A 24,796-nucleotide genomic window follows, 5' to 3' on the forward strand; every position below is an offset into this window, starting at 1 on the left:
GGAGCTACTAATTAAAACACTCATCAGAAAGCAGATCAGTTTGCTATTTAGAGAGAGAGTTTTTTCATCACCTCAAAGGCACTCAATGTTGAATTTTTCAATTTAATAGATGAGCGTAATAATATATTCATAATCTTTTAGCTATTCATCGGCTCTCTTTTGTCCTGCCGTTCACAAGTAATAACTCAATACGCTGTTACTAGAGTTGAGTTAAGATCTCGATTGAGCGATTCAAAGAATGGCCTAATGAATATAGCTTAAGTATTCTAATTTTGGCCTACAGTTAAAATAGTACCTAATTCGAGATTACAAAAACTTCCTTCTCTTGCTCAACCTTCTTTATTTTTAATTGAGTCAAAACTACATTCGGTGTTTACAAATAGTAATAATTCCCATAAAAATTCACCTTCATATCATTGAATATCAATGATTTATCTTTAATTTAACGAACGCCGTAAACTTTTGCAACTTGATAATAATTCTATAGTGTTCTTCTATCTTTACGGCTGCCCGGTATAGGCAAACCTTTGTAAAATCTGTTCCTAATGAAAGCACTAGCTCGCTCAACTCATCAAAGTAATAGCCTTGGTCAATCATTGACTACTCTAACCGTCACCCAGGCTACTCAATACTTTGCGGCTAGTCTGGACAAACCCGGCAACTACCCCCGGATCGTTAAAGCCTACCTTACCTACTGCATCGCCCACAACTATACCTTCGATAAGTTTAGCCTTAGCCTGTATGCAGGAGGAAAAGCATCCAACCGCATCTCCCCTATTCGCAAATTTATCCTCTGGTATCAGATGCAGGGGCAACCATCCATCATTGCCGATCTACCCAAACAGCCAAAAAGTATTCCCGCTGCCGATGGCTTATTACTGGGATTTATGGCTGATCCCGAAGTCCGCATTTCCCCAAGCTCGCGGGTAACCTACCTGCGGGTTTTGAACGGCTTCTTCGATTACATTGTCTCTCAACGGGCCATGGGCGAACTGGCTAGCTTCAGTGCACAAACTGTCGATAAGTACTTGAACACCAAGCGCCTGTCGGCTTTTACGTATAATTTATATCTATCGTGCTTGAAACAACTGGCCGAGTGGGTCATCAAGACACAGGAGCGTCATCAGTTAACTACAAACCAATTGAAAGACCTGCAATCGATTACCCGCTTGAAAGGGAACCGGATCGAGCGGGACTATCATAAAGACAGCCTGACGGGAACCGAACGGGAACAGTTGCTGATGAGTATTGAAAAACCGGATGAACGCTTGATGGTGGCGCTGATGGCCTGGGGTGGACTACGTACTATTGAAGTGGTCCGGCTTCAGTTCAACGATATTGATGTGGAACGCCGTCGGATCTGGGTGTTGGGTAAGGGGATGCATACAAAACGGGACGTTCAGTTACCGGCGATCTGCTTTTCTTTGCTCCAGGACTACCTAAAGCAGTTTGGGGTCGGCAAACAAAACTCGTCAGACTCGCTGTTCGATCAATTGACGACGCGCTCGATTCGGTACCGCGTACAGAAGTATATGCAAGTGAGCGGTTTAAAACGCGCTCGTCTGTCGGCGCATAGTTTGCGGCATACAGCGGCCCAGCGTTTGTTGGATGAAGGGGTAGACGCAGTCCATGTTCAGCGGCATCTGCGGCACAAAAACTTTGAAACGACGTTAATTTACGTGCGCAAAAAAACCGACGAAGACTATTTTAACAGCATCTTGTAGTCCGTTCTTTCTGCACGGTTGTGCAAGCCTTGGAGGAAACTACTGTTTTCGGTGCAATGCTTGCAAACTGATCCACCAGTCTAAGGACATAATTCGGATCAAAGATCTTAACTAACGATTGGCGCGTTCGCCGGAAAAACGATTTCGGAAACAGGTCGGCACTACACCCAAAAAGTTTGCTTCTATTCTCCGCTTTAACGCCATTCTGAATCGGTTGAGGGCTCCTCAGTATCCGCTACTATACGGGGCTAGCGTCTTCAATACTTACCCGTTCAAAGCTGAGCTGAAAGCGCATCAGAAAGGTAAGTCCGATTATCGAACGTTTTGTACTAACTGCGATCGATCAGGTGTTCGAAATTGGTAGTTCAGCTGGATCTGTGGCTGTGCACGTATTTCGAGGCATCGAGTACTGAGGTATTGGTAGAAACTATAGTGATTCGCTTACGCTGAATGTCAAACAGATAAGGTCGTGCCGTTTGATTAATAATAAGACTTAGTAATTACCGTCCAACTTATTTTTGATTGCTTTCTTTTTCAGGTAAAAAAGTCGCCTTTGCTTTCTTTTGACTACGAACAAATCAACTTGACTACGAATATGATCAGCAGTAATGATCTTCCTCAGCCTACCCGCGGGTTAGACCTTTCCAAACTGAGTAGAACTCTGCTGCGTTGGTCAAGCCGCATTCTAGTCATTACCGTTTGGGTCAGTGCTTTCCTATTCGGCTTCTACATACTGGCTTTCTATGCCGCAGCCCTATACCAAGGAGACATGCAGCGCTGGAACGGCGTGTTACCTCGTTTGTATGAATCGAAAACAGCAACGGCTACTACGGGCATTGGTCTTCATTTTGCCGCCGGGGGCATTATCCTTATTTTGGGCAGCATCCAACTACTTGACTCGGTTCGAATTCGTTTCCCGGCGCTACACCGATGGGTTGGTCGGTTATACATCGGAGCTTGCCTGCTGGCTGCTGTGGGGGGATTGGTGTTTATTGCTCTTAAAGGCACCATTGGCGGGCCGGTAATGAGCATCGGGTTTGGGCTGTACGGTCTGTTAATGGGCTGGTCAGCTTTGGAAACCTATCGACATGCCATTCGACGACAACTTGAGCAGCACCGCATTTGGGCTCTCAGACTGTATGCGCTGGCTATCGGCTCTTGGCTTTATCGCATGGATTACGGTTTTTGGCTATTACTAACCGACGGGTTAGGGCATACCCGCACCTTTAGTGGCCCTTTTGACCAGGTAATGGCCTTTTTCTTTTACATTCCTAATCTGCTGGTAGTCGAGGCTGTTAGCCGGGCTGGGGCCTACCGGGCCTCGACCACCCTAAAATTATTGACCTCCAGTCTACTATTATTGGCAACAGTTTTCCTGGGGGTAGGTACTTATTATTTTACCCGCTACTACTGGGGACCAGCCATCCTTACCTGGCTAGGTGCTGCTTAGGCATTCAGAAAATGAGCCAATCAACGAGTTTTTGAGCAGGATGACTACTCTGAACACTCCCTTAGTAGCTTGTGAAATACCTCAACATCAATCGCCAACTGAAAGAACTGTCGCCATTTCAGAAGAACGCTAAAAGCAGAAGTACAATCAACTTCCACTAGTCATAGGCTTAGCGAACACTCGACATAGGTAGCAAACGTCACGTCACGCGAGGCTACTCTTGAACGGTTCTGGCTTCGTAATCAACGTGGATAAATCACTTTGAAACGGCCGCTCGCACTCGCCGATGCCGGCAGGGTCGTCCCTCTTTTCTCATACAACGGTGCGTCAACGATGGTGTAAGTTCCTTCGATCAAGTCGGGAGTGACGCGCTGTACATTAACCTGCCATTTCGTCGTTGTGCTGGCTAGTAAGTAAGGCTTAATGCTCCAGTAATCGCCATTTGGCTGGTTGTTGAGCGCATTGGCAAACGTAATTTTGACCTGATCGCCTGTGTAGACGCCTACCCCTGTAAAGTTCGGCCAGACTATGGTTGTCTGATTCCACCCCGCATCCGAATAGTTAGTGCCAGCGCCGTATTCAACGTAGGTCTGCTCCTGGGGTGGCCGGGTCCGGTACAGCGAAATTGCCTGCCAGTCAACAGACTTGGTTTTACCCTCGTACGTGAAGTCGCTGCCGGGCGTAGCAAGAGAGGATTGATTGATCTGTACCCGCGTCACCGTTGGGGGTGATGGATAGCTACTCTGGCTGCCCGCCGGCCGGGGAGTAAAGCCCCAGGCTTCAATCTTCCGGGCGGCATTGGTATAGTCCCAGAACGGCTCTCCTGCCGATTGCGTCCGTAAGTTCATGTTTTCATTGAGCAAATTTTTTATCCGTATGTTCAGTCGTTCCTGAGTCGACCCACCGTTTTTAAGTGTAAAAAAGAATTCGATATCCACATACTCAGGCGTAATAGCAGTGATCCGAACCCGGTTATTGGGGTCGCCTACGTTGAGAATGTCCCGGCCAGTCAGACCTTCCGGAACACGGATAAAAGGCGTAACAATGTAGGGGTCGAACCTGAGTTCACCATTATCGACCGAAGGGTCATACACCTTGTAGTCGCGACCGGCCTCGAATGGGCCGTTGAAGTACATACTGACGCTGTACTGCGTACTACGGGCTTGGAGGTTGATGACAGACGCTTTATTCCCATACGGACTAAAGGCGGTAAAAGCCTCCAACGGGTACGCTTTGTCGGGTCCGAACGCAATGGGTTGCCCATCAATTGAACCAACCATCGTGCCGGTGATGTCATCGAGCGTGGTGTTGCGGACACCCGGTGCACCGGTAAACAGATAGGAACTCGTCTGGTTGACAGTAGCTATCTTGGCCGTTTCAATCAGCTCATCAACTTGCTCAGGCGATTGACAAGCCAGGAGCGTAAAAGCGAGCACGGTGCTTAGACAGGCAGGAATAGTGATTAGGCGCATAACGTTTAGCGTGTTAAATGTTGAACCGAGAAACTAAAGAAATATCGACTAAAAGCCACGCCCACCGGTAGGCACTGTCGGCTGTTTGTCGAGGCCATAGACACGCCGGGTTTGATAAAGTGTTGCACGCCACCGATTTATTTTTACGCGGTCAATGGACGCAATTTTATCCGCAAAAAAAACGACGAGTACTGCAACAGTCGGGTGTACTTTTTGTGTCTGTAGCCGTGCAAGGGTCAGTATCCGTCAAACCCGAATGCGCTGGTACGATTTTCACCTATGGATCATGTCAAACGATACGTCTGGATTGGCTTGCTGCTCGGTTGGATCAGTAGCTGTAATCGCTATACTGATCAGCAGCCAACCCCCGACACTGGCCCTACGGCAGGCACTGCCCAGGCGCTTATTCAGCAGTACCCTCAGGCTCAGAATACCCTATTTACAACCCTCGTTGCTAATCAGCTCTGGCAGGCTACCTTTACCCAGCAGCGACAGCGCTACCAGGCGCTGGTCAGCCCCACACGACTGAGGACTGTTGATCAGTTGGTTGAGGGCTCACTTCCTGATTCACTCACGCGTATTCTAAGGTCAACGGCGGTCTGGGGAGGCACGTTCAGCAATCCGCGTTTTCGCCAGTATACCGGGTGGTACACAACTCCTTTCGTGAGCGGACCGCCCTCGTACGTATACGCTGATTACACCTGGCAGCAACAGCCTTACACAGCACGCTGGTATATTGTCCGGTCAAACTCCGGCGTGCCATTCTATTATGCTGAACTACTACCGTTTCAGCAGGCCAGCTACGAAACGGATGCTCTGACTGACCTACCGGAATCAATACAATCATCCTTACGCGACCAGAAGCTAACGTTCACGTATGCAACGATCTCCGTTGAGGGCTTTAATAAACAGCAGTATACGGTGTGGGTCAACCAGCAGAACCAGATTTGGGAACTCACGTACAATGACGCAGGGCAATTGATGGCCGCCATCAGCCCTCAGGCAGAGCCGCCTATTCAGCAGATCGATCAATTACCATCGGCTATTCAGGCTTATCTGCGACGACCCGAACTGGCCGGATTTGATCTGAGTCGGGCTGGGGCATTGTACGGTTATACCACCCGTCATACCTACGGCTCGCTGAATACGTATCGAGTGAGTCTGGTAAAAGAGAAACAGGGCTGGCTATTATTATTTTCAGAAAATGGTCAACTTATCAGCCGATCCTTTATGACAATCAGCTACTGACAATCAACACATCAATAGACAGAAGCCCTCACCTCTGACCCGTCTCCGTACATGCCGCTATTCGGCCACAAGTCTTACCGAACCCTTACCGAACTGGTCGTGGGCTGTCAGCAAGGGCAACCGCGGGCGCAGCGGGCGTTTTACGAACGCTACCAGGCGCGGATGCTGGGGGTCTGCGTGCGGTACGCCCGTACGGTGGCAGAAGCCGAAGACATCTTTCAGGAAGCGTTCGTTAAAGTGTTTGCCCACATCGACGAACTAGTCAAACCCGAATCAGCTGACAGTTGGGTAAAGGCGGTCGTGGTACGCACGGCGATCAATTATTACCACCGCGTCACCCGCCCCCAGGAAAATTTAACGAGCTACGAGGCTCTCAGCGAGTCGCCTTCCAGTGATGATCACCTGCGGCTTCTGGCCGGTTACGATCAGGAAGCCATCTTGGGGTTGCTGGCCCGCCTGCCCGATGCGTACCGGCTAGTCGTCAATCTATACCTGATCGAAGGCTATACGCACGCTGAAATTGCGCAGCTCACCAACGTTCCCGAAGCTACAGCCCGTTCCCGTTTCAGCCGGGCTCGCCAACTACTCTTGACACTCATTAATCAACATGGCCTCCAACATGAATTCTTGGGATGAAGATCCCGACGAGCTGCTGCGCCAGCGCTGGCAGCAGACGTTCGCTGATTTTGAGGTTCAGTCCCGGACTTCATTGCGTCGGCGCGTACTCGGCCAGGTAACGGCTCGTAACCACCTCAAACTGCCGGTTTTGCTGGCGGGGGGGGCACTCTTGTTGCTGATCAGCACCATCCTGGTTTACACGATTCACCGAAGTAACCGCCCCGCGTCACCTCAGAGCCGTATTACCAATGTTCAGCTTGCTCCTTCTACACAGTCTGGACGGGTTACCGTTCGTCAGCCTGCGATTCCGGTCAAGCCTACTACATTAGCAGAGCAATCCGAAATCGGTTTACGGGTTAACGGGTCCATAACCAGACCGCAGCAAACAGATCGTGAAGCAATTATATCCAATACAAAGATTGGCATTGTGGAAGGTTCATCCAGACGCTCCATGCAGCTAACTACTCGACTTCGTCTACGCAAGGAATCGAACATGCCGCTGGTAGAATCTTATCACCCCGGTCGCCCCTTGGACAAATCGCCCCATTTCTTAAACACCCGCTTTCCCATTACGTCGTCCCCTTCGGTCAAAGTCAATAAACGCGAGTGGGTAGAGGTTTCTGCGGAAGATTTGGATAAGATAGGAAAGGGCGCTAGCGATCCCATTGCTGAGGATCACGTATTGAATAGTCTGTCAGCAACCACTGCTTGGCCCGTCGTGTTTGCGCAGCTTGAAATCCCGAAACTCTCTGCGTTACCCTCCTCGCTGCGTGCGCTACCCGGCCAAATTCCTGCCTATGAATTCGTGGGTCACCCGGCTGATGCTGCCGAAAACCGCGTTAACCGGCACAAACAGTGGTTTGTCGAAGCGGTACCGCTGAGTAGTTTTCAATGGATGACTAGTTCATCTTCGTCAACCGCTTATCTCACACAAGTCAACGCCCCGGCGGCTTTTTCGCCAGCTACCTGGGGTTACCAGATTAACGGGGGATTACGCTGGCAGCGCTGGCAGGCTTATCTATCCATAGGACAGCTTCGGCGCTGGGCCTATTATACAGTCAACGAAAACCGGTACCGCATGGAATCCGGCCCAACAAATTCGTATCAACTGGTTCGGGAAAAGCACGTAGTAGCCGAAAATGTCGCGCTGCCGATGGTTGGCGTTGGTCTAAGCCAGTACCGCTTACTGGGACAGGGCCGTTACGTAGTTGAACTGGGTAGCCAGGTTGCGTATTCACCAATGGGCGGACAGACCTTGGCTAGTCTGCGGGGAGGAGCCAGCCGACGACTACCTGTGAGCCGACGGCATGAGCTACAGGCTGGCTTGACGACTGAGTACGGCCTGACCCGATTGACGAACGAACAGCAACAGTTAGTTATTCACCCAATTGTGGTGGGCGTCAGTGTACGAATTCAACCTCGTCTGTATTCTAAGGAGCAGTAAAGATCCGTTGAGGGAGACTCTGACGTCAGCAGACCGCTAATTTCCTCAGATCTTTATTCATATCCTCTGGTTTGCCAACTAAAACTAACCTAACCAGAACTAGCGAATACCTGGTCAAGAATTTTCTGGACTCGCTCAGCGCTTACTTGATGAATTGACCAAGCTCTACTTTCATGAGGAAGAATAAGCAAGTCCTGTATACTTGCTGTTTGTTTTCTGTTCCAACGTTTTTGCCCATTCTGTTCACAAAAGGCGTTACTCGATACAACAATCTACGTATCGAACCAGAAGCAGAGTCGGAGCGGATACGATCAGCCGTTAAGTACCGATATCGGACCGATCTATGCTGCATTTTAGATCCTACTGCCAAAAATTTGATTCGTTTTAAAAATACAATTTTCTATGAATCAATTGCTTGAAAGAGTAATAGTTGCAAGTAAGAACCTATTGCGGTACGCTATTGATCTAGCTAATCCAAATAAGGATTTTCTGTCTTATGACGAACCGCAACCAGTCGCAGAGCCACTCCCCTACCCAAACCGGAGTGGATTTTACGAACCGATTTCTGGAAAGTGACTTAGTCAATTTAGTAATTAATCAATGAATAGCTATATAAGGGTGTGAGGCTGTTGATTTCAACCGGGCTGGTCGACCAGATTTTTATTCGGGGATTTCTATTCTTTTTTCTTTGCCTTGGATGCCTGAGCCGCCTGGTCAAAACTGGGTTGCGCTACAATCAGTATCGGTAGTAGCGAAAGTCTAGCGATGAGCTCGTTTGCATTGGTTGTTTTAATTAAGTAAAAATGGTCCTAATGCTTACGTATTTACTATCATTATAGCCTTGATCATCAAAGCAAAAACTATAGGTTTAGCTTGGCGCCGGATGCCTCCTTAGCGCCAAGCTTATCGTGAATGGTGGTTTGCACGCGCAACAGATAAAAAATAAACGATCTAGTTGACTAAAGACTGCTACTTCTACTAAAAGTGCGGATATTGGTTGACAAGTAAGGCTATATGAATGCTTCTAAGAGCGAGTCTTGCTATCTTACTGACCTCCTGGTGTTGACAGCGGGTTGTATCTTGGCTTGTTTGACCTGAATGAACCGATGCTGAAATAGACGATAGACGAGATAACAATAACCCAACATAACCCCTAGCTCAACTACCCAGACCAAAGGCTCCTGTTTATAGCGGCCTGCCTTCATATCCTGAAAATAGTCAAACACGATCCAGCCGAAGCCAACTGTCATCAGTAAACTGGCCAGGATGACACTTAAAGTTAGGCTGTAATTTTTCATAATCGAATCCAATAAGGGTAGTTTAGTTAGGCGAAAAATGTCGATGCTGCTTCAGTTTGGTCGTAACCGGCTCAATCCGGCGACGAGACACTTTAATAATTTGCCGGTTGTATAGACTCAGCTCTAAGGTCCGGGCATTGAGGGAATCAATTGTCTGAACAAAACTGGGATTAATCAAATCAGATTTGTGAACCCGCACAAAGTCAGGTAAAAGCTGCTCGAACCAGTTCAGGCTTTTAGCGACCAGCAACGGTTTCAGCGCGTCTCGGTAAAGCCAAGTGTAGTTGCCAAACCCTTGTAAACGAACAATAGTGTTTAACTGGACTGGCTTGTTGAAGCCAGGAATTTTAATAGAAGCATCGATTGGATGAGCAGTAGTAGCCATAAGAAAAGAGGTTTACGGTAATAGCTAGTGAGAAATAAGCGGATAGTACCGCTGGGTCCAACAGTTTTCAGTGGAACAGCGTCATGAGAAGAGATGTCCTAGTCCGATCCAATCGATTTTAACGCCACAACCAATAGCTTCTAGATCAGAGCGGTTCCGTTCCGTTAGGCCGACAGGATAGTACGATTAATTAACTGGACCCAGGAGTAGAGAGCAGCAGGAACAAGAAAAGAAGATCGGCTTATAGCCGCCAGATGGCATATATCGCTTGCAGCCGCCTACGTTTAAGGAGGCTATATTTATACAAAGTAACTGTAAATAAAATACCAGTAAACGAGCCGTTTATCGATAAAGGTATCGGATGCTTGCAGGGGGAAATAACCGACTTGGTAGTTGAAACCTTTCGGTAAACACTCGTTGATGGTTTAGGCGTTTGAACCGGCGCGCTGGCTACATAGGCGTCATACACATCGCCAAAACTGTCACCGGTCTCGCCTAGATCGACCTCTAACGCAGCACAGGAGTAAAACAAACCTACCAGGAGCACCGTCAATTGAACGAGTATTTGACGGCTCCAACCCGTCAGACAATACTTCCGCCATAGCGTTACAGACTGTAGAGTCGACCTATTGGTGGTGGAAGCGATTGACGTGCTCAACATAGGTGAAGAAGCGTAGGCGTAAAACAAACTGGCTGCTTTAAGCGGACAGGCTTTGTGTTGTCGGGAAGACTAAGTGATTTAATGAACAAGTTGGCAAAAGCGCTGCCAGTATTTTTACTTGCCCGTATCTACTACCAGCAACAATATATACTTACTTATAAAAGCACTGATTTACAAGTAAGAATCGAATAGGCAAGAAGCTTCAGATATGTCTTTAATGCACCCTGAGTTAAATATGCGTCAAGCAGTAAAGTTAACAGTGGGGTATAAAATCTACATACTTGGGGCAATTTATAATCACTCTATTTATTTATCTATTTATAATCAGACTATTTAACGATCATGTATATACGTGTAAAAATATATAGTTACAAAGACCTGGGCTGTTGATGAATATATCGTCTATAAAAAATCGGATCTCTGCTGAGGAGCTGGCTCTGTGTAGTATGGTTGATGCTGATGAACTGTCTTCCTAGTATATGCTTTGTGCGCTTAGTTTGTATCCTTTCTCGGCTACCGATGCCGAATACACTGTTATGGCTCCCCTGCTCGATAAGGTAACCGAGGGAACCTATACGGGAAATTACTCACAATCAAGAAGCCCCGCCGGGGCCAAACCTTGACCACTATCCAAGTAAATGGTAAAGAAACTAAAGGCTATTTTGTCTCCCACGATTTATTTAAAAATAGGGGTACTTTAGAAATTATCACGAAGTAATAGAACCTCCGATCCCTGAATCAATGTGATGGACACCCATTCAAAAGCAATTGCCCAGAAGCCTTAATAGAACGTCCAAAAACCGGACAGACCGATCGCCAGGCTACTTTCCCAACGACCGGTCTGTTTATAAATCAGGCAGCTAATAATAGAAGTGTAAACTTAATAAGCTGCTGCCAAGGCTACATAAACACTTATTTCAAGGGATTATCGGTTAATTTTTCGGTTCGGATATATGCCTTCAACGTCCCAATTTCTCGCCCTTCGCTGACCCCGGAAGGCTTGATCGTGTAAGTCCCAACGGCGGCAGGTACAATGAACGTCTCGGCGTAATGCACAACGAACGGTTCGAACGCACCCGATGGACTTTCCACCGTGGCTTCATCGCCTTCAATCAGATTGATGACGTTGACGACACCCTGCGTATCGTGAGCCACCGTCTTCGAAAACCAGTGCCGACGGGTTTCGATGAACGAATCTTCATCAAGACCGGTGCGCTCCTCCCGCCAACCGTCACCACGCCCAATCTCCTGAATTTGATTCAGCAGATTCGCTTCGGTCCAGGGCGTTGTGCGGTCCCATTGAATATTTTTTTTGCCGTGTTCCAGAGAAATAGGCCGGGGCTTTCCGTCTAATCCCGTGCGGCCCCAGTCCCAGAGTTTGAATGTAAAGTTGAAAGGGGTCGCGCTAATTTCCAGCACGACGCTGTTGGCCCCCGAACAGTGTACCGTCCCGGCAGGAATCAGAGCATGGTCGTGTTTTTTGATTGGCCACTTTTCGACGTATTTATCAGCATCAAAATGGGCCTCACCTTCCTGCGCTTTCTCCAAATCGGCAATCATCTCGGCCGGGTGAATATCTTCTTTCAGCCCCAGATACACACAGGCGTCTTCTTTCGCTTCCAGAAAATAATAACTTTCGTTCTGGGTGTAAGGCATCCCGAATTGCTTTCGCATGTACTCGTGCAGGGGATGCACCTGTAAGCTCAGATTGCCGCCCTCGATGGTATCCAGAAAATCGAACCGGATCGGAAACTCAGCGCCGAATGCAGCATACACTTGCTCGCCCAGCAACTCTACTGGATGACTGAAAACCACGTCGATTGACGGAATTTCGAAGGTTTCGCCATCGAAGTTAAAAAGTAGACTGTTTTCTTCGGGAACGCAATCGAACCCCCAGGCGTAATTGACCGCCGATCTGTCCAGATCACAGATCTCTTTCAGCCATTGTCCACCCCACGGCCCCGGATCGAAGAACGGAACCACCCGGAAGGGCCGCCGAACGGCCAGAGCCATCGCTTTTTGCAGAGTCGTTCCGCTGATGAGCTTGGGCGTGTCTTCCCGCGTGGTGTCAATCACGTAATCCCAGCGCTCCATGAAGCTTTTCTTATGCCGATCCAACACTTTCCAGTCCACGTAGAAAGCCCGTTTATACTGGTACGCAAAGACCGCATCCGCATTCTGAGTGCCCAGATTATTTACCCGATTTTGCCGGAATCGAAGCTGGATCTCCCACCGAGGCATGTCGGCATAGACCAGCACGTTGGGCTGATCTACGAACAGCGCGGCCCCGATTCCAACCACCAGCACCACGCCTTCGGCAATGGCCTGAATAGTTTGCTGGCAGGTCGCTAGTTCGGCTTCGTCATAAAAACGGGACAACTCAAACGGGCATACGTAGCCAAAAACCGGGTCATCCGTCACGAAGTCGTTAACCAACTCATCGATTTCGCCCGGGCTGCGGAGGGCGTGGCCCGTTTCAATGACCGTTAGCTGGTCCGACAGGGTGCTTAAACCCGCAATAACTTCGTCGGTATAGACGCCCAGATACGCGTCCACTACCACGATGGTTTTCGGTTTCCCGGTTGCCTGAATGTGCTGGCGTAAGGTACCCGCAATGGCTTCCCAGCCCGTTAGGCATGTTTCGCCTTCTACGGAGACAGCCGGATATTTGTCAAAAGTTGATTGTGTTTGAACGGTCATAATTCAGCGTTGTATACTAGATGAGCAGTTCCTAACAGAGCCGCCGAATCCGTTAAAAGACTGGGCACAACGGCCACGTTTCCCCACGTGGCCCAGGCATTTTGGTTCAGGCGGTGTTGGATTGGAGGTATAATGACATTGCGGCTAGCCATCACCCCGCCCCCCAGAATGAGCACTTCCGGATCGTACGCCTGCACTAAGTTATAAGCACAGGCCGCCCAGATCGCGATGCTTTGATCCCGTAGGGTAATGGCAAGCGCATCGCCCTGCTCGGCACAGCGGAAAACGGCCTCGTAATCGACCGTGTCATACCGGCAAAGCATACTTTGGGCGTACGTTGTGTGCGTCGTTGCCCGCTCGGCTAAACTCCAGGTTGAGGCCTCGGCCTCTGCACAGCCCACGGCCCCGCAGTTGCACCGATTACCGTGGGTGTTCTGGATAAAATGCCCCCCCAGAACGCCCGCCTGGAAGTGCTTGCCGCGCAATAGCTGACCTTCGATGACCGCCGATGTACCGATTCCGGTACCGAGCGTCATCAGCACGACGTTGTCATAACCGCGTCCGCTGCCGTGCTGCCATTCTCCCAGCAGAGCCGCTCGGGTGTCATTTTCAAGGTAAAAGGGAACGCCCCAGGTTTCTCTGGCCCAGCCGGGTAAGTCCAAGTTGGGGGCATCGCTATATTTGGCATTGATGGACAGAACGCGCTGTTGAACGGGATCAACGATGCCCGGTACCGCAACACCCAGACCCGCCAGATCAGCCGCCGACAGACCCGCTTTTGCCAGCATGTCGTTGACGGTGGCCTGAATCTGGGGTAATCGGCTTTGTAGTCCCTGACCCGACTGCGAATCCAGCTGGCTGGTCAGCAAAACGGTCCCCGCCCTGACAAGCCCCAGCTTGATACGCGTACCCCCCAGGTCGATAGCGATGATTGCTTTTTGCTCCATACCCGTTTATTTTTTCGTTTCCCGTTCCTTTTCCAGTAGACTCAACCGGGCGTACAATTCAGCAATACAGGCTTCGTCCAGCAGCCATTTTGGTTTGGCTAATTCTGCCGGTTGGGGCGTCCAGCTGTGGGTAACCAGACCGTATTGATCGCGGGAGTTTTGCCAGGCGTAATCGAGACTTTGCTTGATTTTGGTAATATACTGGTAGTCCCCGTTAACCCGGTAAAGCGCTTCGTAACCCCGGAAAAGCACCGTCACAAACCAGGGTAAATCGATCTGAATGGCGGACGAAGCGGGATGCTTCTGCTTGCTGAAATGAACGTACGTATCCTTGGCTAGTTGTTCGGCCTGTTTCAAGTACTGCTTATCGCCGGTAAACTGGTACAACAGCACCGCAGCTTCAAGCATGGATCCGGAATTATAGGTGTAAAAGACCCGGTTCACGGCCCCAGTTGCTTTGCGATCATTGGCATACACGCCAGTCGAATCGAGTAGGCTGGTGTGCATCCAGTTGTAAAACTTTTTGCCCCATTGCAGGTACTGCGGGTCTTTTGTGCCCTGATAGAGCTTGAGCGCTGTGAGCGTAGCCATGCCGTTGGAGCAGGCCGGTTTCTGATCGCGATGCCCTTCCAGCCACGTCACACCGCCCCCCAACTCGTCGTCCCATCCGCTCAGAATAAAGGTAAATACGTCCTTCGCCCGTTTCAGGTAAAGCGGATTTTGGGTGTTGAGATAGGCTTCCATGTAGTCGATTCCCACTAATCCGTTATCATCATAATACCGGTCCGACTTCTCGAACTGAACCGGATACGCCTGATAACCCACCGGTGAACGACTTGAATCGCGGTAGGCTTCGATTCCCGTAACCAGACTGTCCAGATACGACAGTTGAGTTTTCCGCTCGGAAGGAACTTTAAGCAGTACGTTGGTCGCCGAGAACATTCCGGAAAACGGCCAGAGAAAGCTAACCGCCTTTTCCTTGACGTTGCCTCCCTGCATGTATGTCAGCGTATCGTTGCGGTTTGAGGGGTAATTTTCCGAAAACAGATTATAGGTCGGCACCCGGTACCGACGCCAGACGTTGGTGTAGGTTTCCCGCGCCCGGTTCAGGTACTCCGCCGACGCTTTGGGGGCCTGCCCAACTGCGGTCTGGACGGCCAGAAGCAATCCAACCGCTACTATTCGGGCGGGCTGTTTTTTGCTTAGGTGGGTCAACTTTTTCATTCGTTTATGCTTATGTTGAGTAAATCAGATCGCCGAATCGGTCCCGCTACTGGGCCGAAGGCGGAGGGGTTTGAATGCCCCAGTTTGTGTTGGGCTGACTGCCCATGACAAAGCTTAATTTTCCGCCCTGCATCAATTCGTCCCGGTACATCCAGCAGTTTGACAAGGGCTTTCCGTTGAAGGTGGCCGACTGCACGTACACATTTGTGGTAGAGTTATTTTTAGCTTCGATCTGTAGTGTCTTACCATCGCCCAGCCGAATCGTCGCCTGATCGAAGGCGGGGCTTCCCAGCTGAATAATTGGTCGGAGATCGGTAAAGCCTTTGACATCAAATAAACCAAGCGAGGCTATAACGTACCACGATCCCAACTGGCCCTGGTCTTCGTCCTGCCCGTAACCGTAACCGTGAATGGGTTCGACACCGTAGAATTCATCGCAGATGGCGCGGGTCCATTTCTGAGTGAGCCAGGGTTTGCCGGAGAAGTTGAACAGCCAGCTAATGTGCAGGTTCGGCTGATTGCCATGGTTATAAATCGACTTGATACCGGCAAAGGCGTCGATTTCCTTGCCACCGCCAAACCCGTTTTTCTGAGCTGTTGTGAAGATGCCGTCGAGCCTGTTGTTGAATTCGTCGTTGCCCAATTTATCTATCAGTGCCCGTGGATTCTGCGGTACGAAAAAGGTGTACTGCACAGCATTACCCTCCTGAAATCCCCGCCAGGGTTCGTAAGGGTCGAATTTGTCGATGAAGCTGCCGTCTGCTTTTTTCGGGCGAACCAGTTTGTCCTTCGGTTCGTACAGAAGTTGCCAGCCGTTGGAGAGTTTGGCAAATTGCCCATAATCCGTTTGCTTACCCATTGATTTTGCCAGTTGGGCGGCTGCGAAAGCACTAAAGCTATATTCCAGCGTGTGCGAAGCCGAAAAGTGGGAGCCGGTCGAATCGGTTTTGTCTGCGTCTAGGTAAGGCACGTAGCCACGCTTGACGAACGCTTCGACATCCAGTTTGCCGGAACCAACGGGCCGGTTTCGCCCGCTCAGTTCGTTGGCCCGAATAGCCTCATAAGCCAGATTCGTGTCGTAATCCCGAATACCCGCCTGATACGCCCCAGCTATGGCCAGACCGACAAAGTTCGTTCCTACGCCCGATACAAAATTGCTGTTGGCAATGCCATCCCCAAACCAGCCCCGTTCCTTGTAAATCGCCAACTGGGTTTGCACAAAATCGTTGTAGCGCTCGGGGTACGAAAGCGCCCAGAGCTGCGTCAGGTTCCAGTAGCCGCCCCAAATCGCATCGGTGTTGTAAAAGTTGTAGCTGAAATTTCCTTTTTTATCACGCGGCAACTGACCGATTGTTCCGTCGTGTCGGGGATAGGAACCGTTCACGTCGTTGGCGATCCCCCGGCCCAGCAAGGCGTGGAACAAGCCCGTGTAGAACTTTACTTTGTTGGTCTCAGCCCCTTCAACGGCCAGCTTGCCGAGTTCGGTTTGCCACGTATCCTGGGCCTGCTTTCTGGCTTTTTCGAACGACAGCTTGGCAGCTTCGGCTTCCAGATTAGTTTTCGCGTTGGCAATGGAGGTGTAGGACAAGCCTACTTTCAGTTCGATGGCTTCGTTGGCGTTGGTAGCGTATTCCAGAAAAAGCCCCGCGCCTTTTCCGCTGGCCGACTTGCTTTGTGCCTGAACGCCAGCGTCCGTGAACGCCCCTACCGACCGTGGGCTTTTGCTCACTTCGCCCCAGATGTACATGGAAACCTGCCCGTTCGGATCGTAGGTTTTTACGTACTTAGGATAGGTCGTTACAAATCCTTCAAAGTGCGTGTCGTCAATCATGCGAACCTCCGACTTCCGTACCTCCCCGCTTTCGCCCTGCACATTACCCAGGTCCAAAATAATGCGCGACTGGTCATTTTTGGGAAAGGTATACCGATGAAAACCAACGTGTTTAGTAGCAGTTAGTTCGGCGGTGATTCCGTAATCATCTAGCAAAACCTTGTAGTAACCGGGTTCGGCTACCTGATTTTTTCGATCAAATTTAGACCGGTAACCACTGCCCGGCTTGTCTAGATCACCGGGTTTTACTTTCAGCTCACCGGTAGCGGGCATAAAACTGACCCCACCCACCTGCCATTCGTGGAAGTGGACAAAGCCTTCGATGGAGTTGTGCCGCGTATCGTACCCAACCGCTTCCCAGCCTTGATTGTTACCGTAGTGCCCGTTGGTGGAAGGAGCCAGCTTGGCCATGCCGTGGGGGACAGCCGCTGGCGTGTAAAAGAACCACCGGCTATGGGCCGTTCCGATGTTGGGATCGACGTAGTGGAGCACATTAGGGCGTTTCACGGCGCAGGACGTGAGCAGCGCAGCGAGGGCAAGACCACCGAAGAGGGTGGAAAAATGGATTCGTTTCATGACTTATCTGTATTTTGAAAGGAGCGCCTGTATCCGTTGCATCCAGGCTACGTCAACTCCTTCGATGTTCGCGTATCGACCGGCCCCGTTCAGGCTGGCAAACTGGTAATACCCGTGCGAAGCTGGGTCTCGCAGGACGGTGTTGATGGCGTCGATATTTCCCTGCGCGTAACCTAACCACGCGGTATTCTGGTCAGCTTCGTACAGCTTAATCATCGCCTGAGAGCCCCACCCGCACCAGGCCGGGGTAACTCGGAGATCACTAGTGTTGAAGATATACACGTTGTGCGTCTTATCCCAGAGCGTCCGGTTCATGGCATTGCCCAGCGCCTGCGCTTTAACCAGGTACGACGGGTCTTTCAGGGCTTGTCCGTACACCAGAAAAGCCTCCACCATAATGGCATTGTCGTAGGTGAATTTTTCGGTAAACCGTTTGCCCGCCCGGTCAATCTGCCAGACAAAAAGTCCGGTGCTGCTTTCGTATAGCTTGGTAGACAGCCACTTATCCACGGCGGTTGCCCACTCGCGATAAACAGCTTCACCGGTGAGGGCGTACAACCGCGCAAACAACTGCATGGCTAAGCCGTTCGACTGGGTTGGCTTCACCGTTTTGGCCGTGTTCCACCAGAAGCCGCCGTCGAAGGTCGTGTCCCAGGCACCGCTTTTGATGAGCCAGTTGGCGCACGCTTTTGCTTTGTCCAGATAGGCCGCTTTCATCGCCCCGGTACTGACTTCGTAGGTATCCAGATAAACGACTCCCGATAAGGCGTTGTCGTCGATGTATTTCAGCGAGTCGGAGCCTTTTTCACTACCGTCAACGCGCACGAAACCAAAATAACCACCGATGGGGCTGGTATCATCCCAGAAATGGCTCATCCAGTTGAAGCTATCGTTCATGTAGGTCGCGTGGTTCGTCTCCCCAATGCTGACCATGGCGGCATCCGCGTAAATCTGGCTGGTATTGTACCATTCGAACGCCGACGTCGGATCGGTGGTCGCGTTGACCCGGTAGCTCTTGTACGGGGTCAGCAGATTAGCCAGTACGTAGGCATGGCTTTTCTGGGCTGCTGTCCGATACCGCGATACGGTTGGCGTAGGTACGGTCGGCGTGGTCGTGTCAGGTTCCGCAACGGGCGACGGTGACTGCTTATCGCCACAAGCCGTAACGAGCGTAGCGGCTACAATCAGCCAAAGTCCATAAAAAAGAAAGTTCTTCATAATCGGGAGCGTAACCCTGTGCCACAGGCGGTTATGCCTATAACACAGGCTATTCGACAAGAGTAATCAGCAGCGACGGCGCTTACTTCAGCACAGTTACCTGATGCGTATACGGCGCGTTCGCCCGGAGAAGCAGGTCCACTTTCACCTTCTTGCCATCGGCAGTTGGATCGAACTTATACGTATTATCCCACTGTGCATCGGAAACCGGCTGAACCTGAAAATACGATGCGGGGGCTCCGGCGGGACTGTTGTTATTCACATTCGCACTGCCCAAGTACTCAAGACCATTCGCGGTATGCATAACGAACTTATACCGCTCGTCACGACCCCAGGAAAAGGGGTAAAACTCAACCGGAATGCTGGCGGCTGTCCACGTCCCATTGCCCGCGTAGGTAAGCGTACCAATTTCCTTGTTGTACGCCGACATGAATAAGCCAACTGACTGAATTTCGGTAGCCTGCGCCGTGGCAATGTTGAAATCGTACCGCAAGCGGTAGGTTTTCGTCGCGCCGGTCAGGGTTACGGGCGTGTTACCTTCCCGAAGGGTATCTTTGGCAACGTAATAGTTTTTGCCGCTGCCCGCCCGTCTGTCCGTCAGGTAATAGGTACCGGCCTTTAGCGAGGTAAACGCTTCGAAGACGCCGTCCTCGGTTTTCTTAAGCGCAATGCTCTTCGTTACATCCTCACCGCCTTCGGTGGCGCTTCCCGTCAGATACAAGCTGTCCGGCAGTTCGGCAAACCCGGCGGGGCGAGTCATGGTCAGAATGCGGGTGATCGTACTCATCTGGCGGTTCAGCGCGATTGACGCCAATACCGTCCATTTGACGCTACCCGTCGAAGAAGCCGCGATACCCCCCAGGGCCGCGATTTTTTTCAGGTCGTTGTGGCTCAGGGTGAGCTGAGGCTGTACGCCCAATCCGTCGGATACTGTTTTGTAAAACGGCTTGCTGAAGTCGCCATCGACCTTATCAAACGCTACTTCGTACAAGACACCTTCAGCGGCCTGGGTGGGCTCCCATTTAAACTGCACACTGGCCGGGGTACTCGGCTCCAGCTTCACACTGGTATTATTGTCGGGGGTCATCAGCGAACTGACCGGGGTGACCGCCGGATTCAGTTCCCGGACCGTCTGGGTACAGGAGGCAATCGACAGCACGGCGAATAAAGCCATACTACCATACGTCAACGCTTGTTTCATGGAGCGGGTTGATTAGACGGTTAGTAACCAGGATTTTGGGTCAATGATGTGTTTAGATTCAGCTCGGAAGCGGGGAGCGGCCACAGGTAATTTTTGGCCGGGTCGAACTGTCGACGTTGCGCCCGGATGTAGCCGTTGTCTACCGCCGGGTCGCCAAATTTGGCACCGTGGGCGTAGCCGTTGAGAACCGTCTCGGCGATCCGCCACCGGCGAATGTCGTCAATCCGTAGTCCTTCCATGGCGAACTCGGTCCGGCGTTCCCGCCGAATAATCTGCGTCAGATCGCCACCTGTTGGGAAGTTCAACGCTGCCGCGTCCGTGAAGCCCGCCCGCTGCCGCAGGGGCCGAATCGTTTTGTCCCACACATCGGCGGTCATCTGTCCCAGGCTTTGCTTCGCTTCCGCGTACATCAGCAGGACTTCGGCATATCGGATCAGGTGAAGATTCAGCCCCGACGCAAAGTTGGCCAGACTATTCGGGTCGTAGTATTTGCGCCAGTAGTAACCCGTGGGTGAGCCCTGCCCGTTGAGCGCGTATTCGTTCAGAGCGGGGCGGACCGGGTCCGAGCCGGGTCGGATGTAGATCGTTTGCGTCGTGCCGTCCGCGTTCCGCCAAAGGTACTGGTCATAGACAACTGTGGCCGTCAGCCGAGGGTCGCGATTGACGTAGGGATTGCTTTCGACGTACCCTGAGCCCGTCTCGCTGATCGCTTTGCCGTTAAGCATGATGTAGTCGTTGACCAGTTCCTGCGTGGGGGCCAAGCTATTGGTTCGGGCTCCAACCGAGCGGGGAGCGAAGTCGAAAAACTCCGACCAAGTACGCAGACCGGGTACGTATTGCAGGGCCAGCATAGACTCGTTGCTGGTTTTGTTAACCGTTGGGCTGCTGAACAGATCGCCGTAATTGGCCGCCAGTCCGTACTGTCCGTTGGTCGTTTGATCGTTCATCAACTGTTCGCAAAGGGTAACAACCTCGGCCATCCGATTTCCTTCGTAGAGCAAGGCTCTGGCTTGTAAGGCAATAGCAGCCCCTTTGGTAATCCGACCGTTATCGGCGGGGGCGTAGGCGTCCCGGGAGGGCAGCACAGCCGCAGCCGCTGTCAGCTCATCCGTGACAAATTTCAGAACGGTGGCTCTTGGTGAACGGGCAATCGTTTTGGCTTCGTCCGGCGAAATATTGCGGTCCAGCAGGGGAACGTCGCCATACCATTTCATCAGGTTAAAATGGTGCCAGGCCCGCACGAAACGCACCTCACCTTTCATCCGCGCCAGCGTCTCCGCCGGAAGCGTCGTGTTCTGATCCACGTTGGTCAGGAAGATGTTGCAGGATTTGATACCGCTATAATAAAACGACCAGTCGTTCTGGAACTTCGGTAACGTCGAGGTAAAACTACCACTCGCGATGGCTTCTGGATTGCCCGCTGCCGACCCTTGCGCGGTGTAGGCATTATCCGACAAAGCCTCGTTGTAGAAGTATAACGTGCTGTTATACATGCCACTGTAAATGTTATTCAGAGCATTATTTACGTTCTCGCCTGATGTCCAGAAGTTAAGTTCCGTAAACCGGTCGACCGGGGCTATGTCTAAAGGTCCGCACCCGACGACGGTAAGCAACACCAGGCACAGGCTACTTATCTTTTTGAGAAGATTCATATCTAGTTGTTAGGTAAGGGTTATAGGCTGAGATCGAGACCGAACCCGTAAAAAATGGGCAAAGGATAATTGCGACCGCTGTTTGACGACGCATTTAAGTTGAGGTTGTTGTTGAACTCAGACGTTTCGGGATCGATAAACTTTAGCTGCGTAAGCGTCAGCAAGTTTTGGCCAATCAGGGATACCCGCAGGCGCTGAACCCCAAATTTCTGGGTTACGGCAGCCGGGATGGTGTAACCCACCTGCACGTTCCGCAACCGGGCGTATGCGCCACTGTACCGATACACGTCTGATCCAAATCGCCAGTTGTTGGTGTTGGAAGGTGAGCCGATAGCCGCCAGCCGGGGGTAGCGCGCATTCTGATTTGTGGGCGTCCAGAAATCCGTCTGGTGTTCATATAGGGTTGCCCCGTAATTGTAGTGGAATGGCTCGACGGTTTCGCCCCGCAGCATCACATCGCGCTTGCCTACGCCCTGGATGAACAGATTCAGATCGAAGCCTTTTACCGCGAGTCGGTAGGTGAAGCCGAACGTGTAGCGCGGGAATGGGTTACCCAGCACAATTTTGTCGCTGTCGTCAATCTTGCCGTCCCCATTGAAGTCCGTAAATTTCAGATCACCCGGCCCGACCGTAACGCCGTCCGGTTTCGGTGAGTTATCAACATCCGCCTGATTTTGAAAAAAACCGTTCGTCTGGTAGCCCCAATACTGCGTGATGGGCTGGCCCACTTTCCGGATAAACCCGAACGCATCGACGTTTGAAATTTGCTGCTCGGAGCCATAGGTAAGGGCCAGCAGGGTATTCTTGTTGTCGGCTAAATTGACGCTGAAACTTTGCTTAACGGCTTTCGTATTCAGGTTATACGTCGCACTAACTTCCCAACCGGTGTTTTTAACTTTCGCTACGTTGTAATCGGGAAAGCCTGCGCCAAACAAGAGCGGAATGTCCTGACGGCTGTACAAAATATCGCTGGTTACCTTGTTGAAGTAATCGAGGGAAAGCGACAGCTTGTTTTGAAAAAAGCTCGCATCGGTACCGACGTTCAGAATGGCCGATTTTTCCCAAGTCAGATCCGGATTGCCCAGGTTAAATCCCGCTCCCCCAACAACCGCGTTGTTGAAGCCGTAGGCGTTGGCATAATTAAAGAAGTTGGTTTGGTACTGATAAGCATTTACGTTTTGATTACCAACTAGACCATACGAAGCACGCAGCTTCAGACTGGTCAGCGCATTCCGGGTTGGTTCCATGAATGATTCTTCGGAAAGAATCCAGGACCCAGACAGCGATGGGAAGAAGCCCCACCGTCGGCCCGAAGCAAACTTGGACGACCCATCCTGACGGAAGTTTCCTTCCAGATAATAGCGATCTTTGAACGAGTAATTGACCCGGCCAAACACGGAACTAATGCGCGTTTCGTTTGTGCTGGCGTTGCTGTTGTAGGAGTTGACCGGGTCCAGAATGGTTCCGGTCGTTGGCGTACCCAGGGCCGGATCAGTCAGCGTTTTCTGCAACTGGAAGCCGTTGGAGCGGTAGTGTTCATCGGAAGCACCCAGCAAGACTTTGATGCTGTGGGCACCGAAGCGCTTAGTGTAATCCGCGAATAATTGCGTGTTCAGCAGCGAATTTTTGAAACTGTTGTCATACACGGTCCGGTCATTTCCGTACACCCCCGATGGGTAGTTGTTAACCTGTAACCGACGGAAAAAGGCGTTATTAGCATTCTGCGTGCCCCCGAAAATACCCGTTAGTTTCAGGTCTTTGGTGATGCTTAATTCGGCGTTCAGATTACCGAAGAACTGGTCGTTGTCGGATAGATAGGAGCCACCTTGCTCTAGTACACTTTTCACATTGTACTGCGAAGCAACCGGATTGGTCAGGTAATTGCCAGCGGCATCCTGAAAGCTGTAGTTCAGCGGTACCCGATCCGCATCAGCAAAAATGACCCAGTCGGTATTGCTGTGCGACTTATTGCTCGATTTGACGTAGTTCAGAATCGTATTCACGCGTAGTTTGCCGATAACCGAAAGCTGATTCAACCGCAGGTTGTATTTTTTGTAACCGTACGATGGCCCGACGAAATTGCTGCGCTGATCCTGGAGTCCGGCTGAGATCAGGTAACTGCTGTTTGCTCCTCCACCGGTAATCGAAATATTGTGTAATTGTTGTGGCGCACTTTGTAGAATCGACTGTCGCTCCCAGTCGCCATTACCCTGAGCTTTCAGCGCCTGAATATCGTCCGGCGTATAGATGGGTGGCAACCCCGAGTTAATCAAGGACAAATTTTTGTAGTACGCATTATCCCAGGCGCTTACTTTGTGTAATCCGACATAAGGTGTTTGCAGGCCATAACTTCCGTTGTATGTAATCGTGGCTTTCTGGTTTAATTTTCCGCCTTTCGTCGTGATAAGAAGGACGCCGTTGGCCGAGCGGGAACCATAAATTGCGGCTGAACCAGCATCTTTCAGGACAGATACGCTCGCGATGTCGTTGGGATTGAGCAGATTGATGTCTCCGCCAATGATGCCGTCGATGACAATCAGGGGTGTGTTGTCGCCCAGCGTACCCAGCCCCCGAATGTTGATATTGACCCCACTACCCGGACTGAAATTTGTCTGCTGGATAATCAGGTTTGGCGACTCGCCCTGCAACGCCTGGAGTACGTTTGTCACCGGCTTGCCTTCAATACTCTGGGATTTGATCTGGTCCACCGCGCCGGTCACCGACAGTTTATCCTGCCGACCGTAGCCAACCACCACCACCTCATCGAGCGACTGGCCACTATCCGCCGTTAGCGTTACGTTAATGGTTCGATCCTGCCCAATAACGAGGGTCTTCTTGGTGTAGCCGATGTAGGAGAAGGCGAGGCTGCGTCCCACGTAATTGTCCGGCAGCGATAACCGGTATTTGCCATTTTCGTCGGTAGTGGTCCCAATCGTAGTGCCCACTACACTTACTGTTGCGCCCGGTAAAGGCTTCTGCTGCTCGTCCAGTACCTGGCCCGTTAGTTCGATGTTGAGCGCGGCAAAGGCCGATGAGCTGGCTAAAAGGCCGTAATTCAGCAGAAAAAGTAGTAACCCGAGAAGCTGCCGCTGCTTACCTGACCAGGTTATTAAGGGCATTCGATGATGTATTGGAATGTTCATACGG

General features: G+C 51.0%; 18 protein-coding genes. 7 read left to right on the plus strand and 11 right to left on the minus strand.

Going from position 1 to position 24,796, the window contains the following annotated elements:
• Window positions 1-545: 545 nt before the first annotated feature.
• The 3 genes from LQ777_RS24995 to LQ777_RS25000 all read left to right on the plus strand — a co-directional run bounded on the left by LQ777_RS24995 (window position 546) and on the right by LQ777_RS25000 (window position 3,174).
• Complete coding sequence (locus LQ777_RS24995; protein ID WP_232562951.1) at window positions 546-1,724, plus strand: tyrosine-type recombinase/integrase; 1,179 nt, start codon at window positions 546-548, stop codon at window positions 1,722-1,724.
• A gap of 214 nt (window positions 1,725-1,938) precedes the next feature.
• Entirely contained in the window at window positions 1,939-2,088 is a 150-nt protein-coding gene (locus LQ777_RS30700; RefSeq protein ID WP_425276962.1) for a DUF1398 family protein, read from the plus strand.
• Window positions 2,089-2,319: 231 nt separating this feature from the next.
• Window positions 2,320-3,174, plus strand: a complete 855-nt coding sequence (locus LQ777_RS25000; RefSeq protein WP_232562952.1) for a DUF2306 domain-containing protein — start codon at window positions 2,320-2,322, stop codon at window positions 3,172-3,174.
• Between the two features lie 242 nt (window positions 3,175-3,416).
• Here LQ777_RS25000 and LQ777_RS25005 read toward each other — a convergent pair whose 3' ends face one another.
• Window positions 3,417-4,646 carry a hypothetical protein gene (locus LQ777_RS25005; protein ID WP_232562953.1) on the minus strand — a complete coding sequence of 410 codons (1,230 nt, stop codon included), beginning with the start codon at window positions 4,644-4,646 and terminating at the stop codon, window positions 3,417-3,419.
• Window positions 4,647-4,925: 279 nt separating this feature from the next.
• Between LQ777_RS25005 and LQ777_RS25010 the strand changes: the two genes are divergently transcribed.
• Genes LQ777_RS25010 through LQ777_RS25020 form a run of 3 tightly spaced genes read left to right on the plus strand, consistent with a single transcriptional unit; the run spans window position 4,926 to window position 7,956 of the window.
• Complete coding sequence (locus LQ777_RS25010; RefSeq protein ID WP_232562954.1) at window positions 4,926-5,894, plus strand: hypothetical protein; 969 nt, start codon at window positions 4,926-4,928, stop codon at window positions 5,892-5,894.
• 51 nt (window positions 5,895-5,945) lie between these two features.
• Complete coding sequence (locus tag LQ777_RS25015; protein WP_232562955.1) at window positions 5,946-6,530, plus strand: RNA polymerase sigma factor; 585 nt, start codon at window positions 5,946-5,948, stop codon at window positions 6,528-6,530.
• On the plus strand, window positions 6,514-7,956 hold the full coding sequence (locus LQ777_RS25020) for a hypothetical protein (protein WP_232562956.1): 1,443 nt from the start codon (window positions 6,514-6,516) through the stop codon (window positions 7,954-7,956). The genes LQ777_RS25015 and LQ777_RS25020 overlap by 17 nt, the downstream gene beginning before the upstream one ends.
• A 1,040-nt stretch (window positions 7,957-8,996) precedes the next feature.
• Here the strand turns inward: LQ777_RS25020 and LQ777_RS25025 are convergent.
• Together LQ777_RS25025 and LQ777_RS25030 are read right to left on the minus strand one after the other, a co-directional pair.
• Window positions 8,997-9,254, minus strand: coding sequence for a hypothetical protein (locus LQ777_RS25025; protein ID WP_232562957.1), 258 nt, complete (start codon window positions 9,252-9,254; stop codon window positions 8,997-8,999).
• A gap of 22 nt (window positions 9,255-9,276) precedes the next feature.
• Window positions 9,277-9,639 carry a LytTR family DNA-binding domain-containing protein gene (locus tag LQ777_RS25030; RefSeq protein ID WP_232562958.1) on the minus strand — a complete coding sequence of 121 codons (363 nt, stop codon included), beginning with the start codon at window positions 9,637-9,639 and terminating at the stop codon, window positions 9,277-9,279.
• A 1,140-nt stretch (window positions 9,640-10,779) separates the two neighbouring features.
• On the opposite strand from LQ777_RS25030, the gene LQ777_RS25035 reads away from it, so the two are divergent.
• A complete protein-coding gene (locus LQ777_RS25035; RefSeq protein ID WP_232562959.1) occupies window positions 10,780-10,923 on the plus strand; it encodes a hypothetical protein in 144 nt (47 codons plus the stop codon).
• A 289-nt stretch (window positions 10,924-11,212) separates the two neighbouring features.
• Here LQ777_RS25035 and LQ777_RS25040 read toward each other — a convergent pair whose 3' ends face one another.
• The 8 genes from LQ777_RS25040 to LQ777_RS25075 all read right to left on the minus strand — a co-directional run bounded on the left by LQ777_RS25040 (window position 11,213) and on the right by LQ777_RS25075 (window position 24,792).
• Window positions 11,213-13,000 carry a class I mannose-6-phosphate isomerase gene (locus tag LQ777_RS25040; protein ID WP_232562960.1) on the minus strand — a complete coding sequence of 596 codons (1,788 nt, stop codon included), beginning with the start codon at window positions 12,998-13,000 and terminating at the stop codon, window positions 11,213-11,215.
• Window positions 12,997-13,947 (minus strand): ROK family protein, encoded by a 951-nt coding sequence (locus LQ777_RS25045; protein WP_232562961.1) that lies wholly within the window; start codon window positions 13,945-13,947, stop codon window positions 12,997-12,999. The genes LQ777_RS25040 and LQ777_RS25045 overlap by 4 nt, the downstream gene beginning before the upstream one ends.
• Before the next feature lie 6 nt (window positions 13,948-13,953).
• A complete protein-coding gene (locus LQ777_RS25050) occupies window positions 13,954-15,171 on the minus strand; it encodes a glycoside hydrolase family 76 protein (protein ID WP_232562962.1) in 1,218 nt (405 codons plus the stop codon).
• Between the two features lie 46 nt (window positions 15,172-15,217).
• Entirely contained in the window at window positions 15,218-17,578 is a 2,361-nt protein-coding gene (locus LQ777_RS25055) for a GH92 family glycosyl hydrolase (RefSeq protein WP_232562963.1), read from the minus strand.
• A gap of 3 nt (window positions 17,579-17,581) precedes the next feature.
• Window positions 17,582-18,796 carry a glycoside hydrolase family 76 protein gene (locus LQ777_RS25060; RefSeq protein ID WP_232562964.1) on the minus strand — a complete coding sequence of 405 codons (1,215 nt, stop codon included), beginning with the start codon at window positions 18,794-18,796 and terminating at the stop codon, window positions 17,582-17,584.
• A gap of 82 nt (window positions 18,797-18,878) precedes the next feature.
• Window positions 18,879-19,997 (minus strand): SusE domain-containing protein, encoded by a 1,119-nt coding sequence (locus LQ777_RS25065; protein ID WP_232562965.1) that lies wholly within the window; start codon window positions 19,995-19,997, stop codon window positions 18,879-18,881.
• A gap of 20 nt (window positions 19,998-20,017) precedes the next feature.
• Window positions 20,018-21,649, minus strand: coding sequence for a RagB/SusD family nutrient uptake outer membrane protein (locus tag LQ777_RS25070; protein ID WP_232562966.1), 1,632 nt, complete (start codon window positions 21,647-21,649; stop codon window positions 20,018-20,020).
• Window positions 21,650-21,669: 20 nt separating this feature from the next.
• On the minus strand, window positions 21,670-24,792 hold the full coding sequence (locus LQ777_RS25075) for a SusC/RagA family TonB-linked outer membrane protein (RefSeq protein ID WP_232562967.1): 3,123 nt from the start codon (window positions 24,790-24,792) through the stop codon (window positions 21,670-21,672).
• Between the last annotated feature and the right edge of the window lie 4 nt (window positions 24,793-24,796).

Origin of the sequence: Spirosoma oryzicola (assembly GCF_021233055.1) — a bacterium.
In the GTDB taxonomy this organism is placed as follows: Bacteria; Bacteroidota; Bacteroidia; order Cytophagales; family Spirosomataceae; genus Spirosoma; species Spirosoma oryzicola.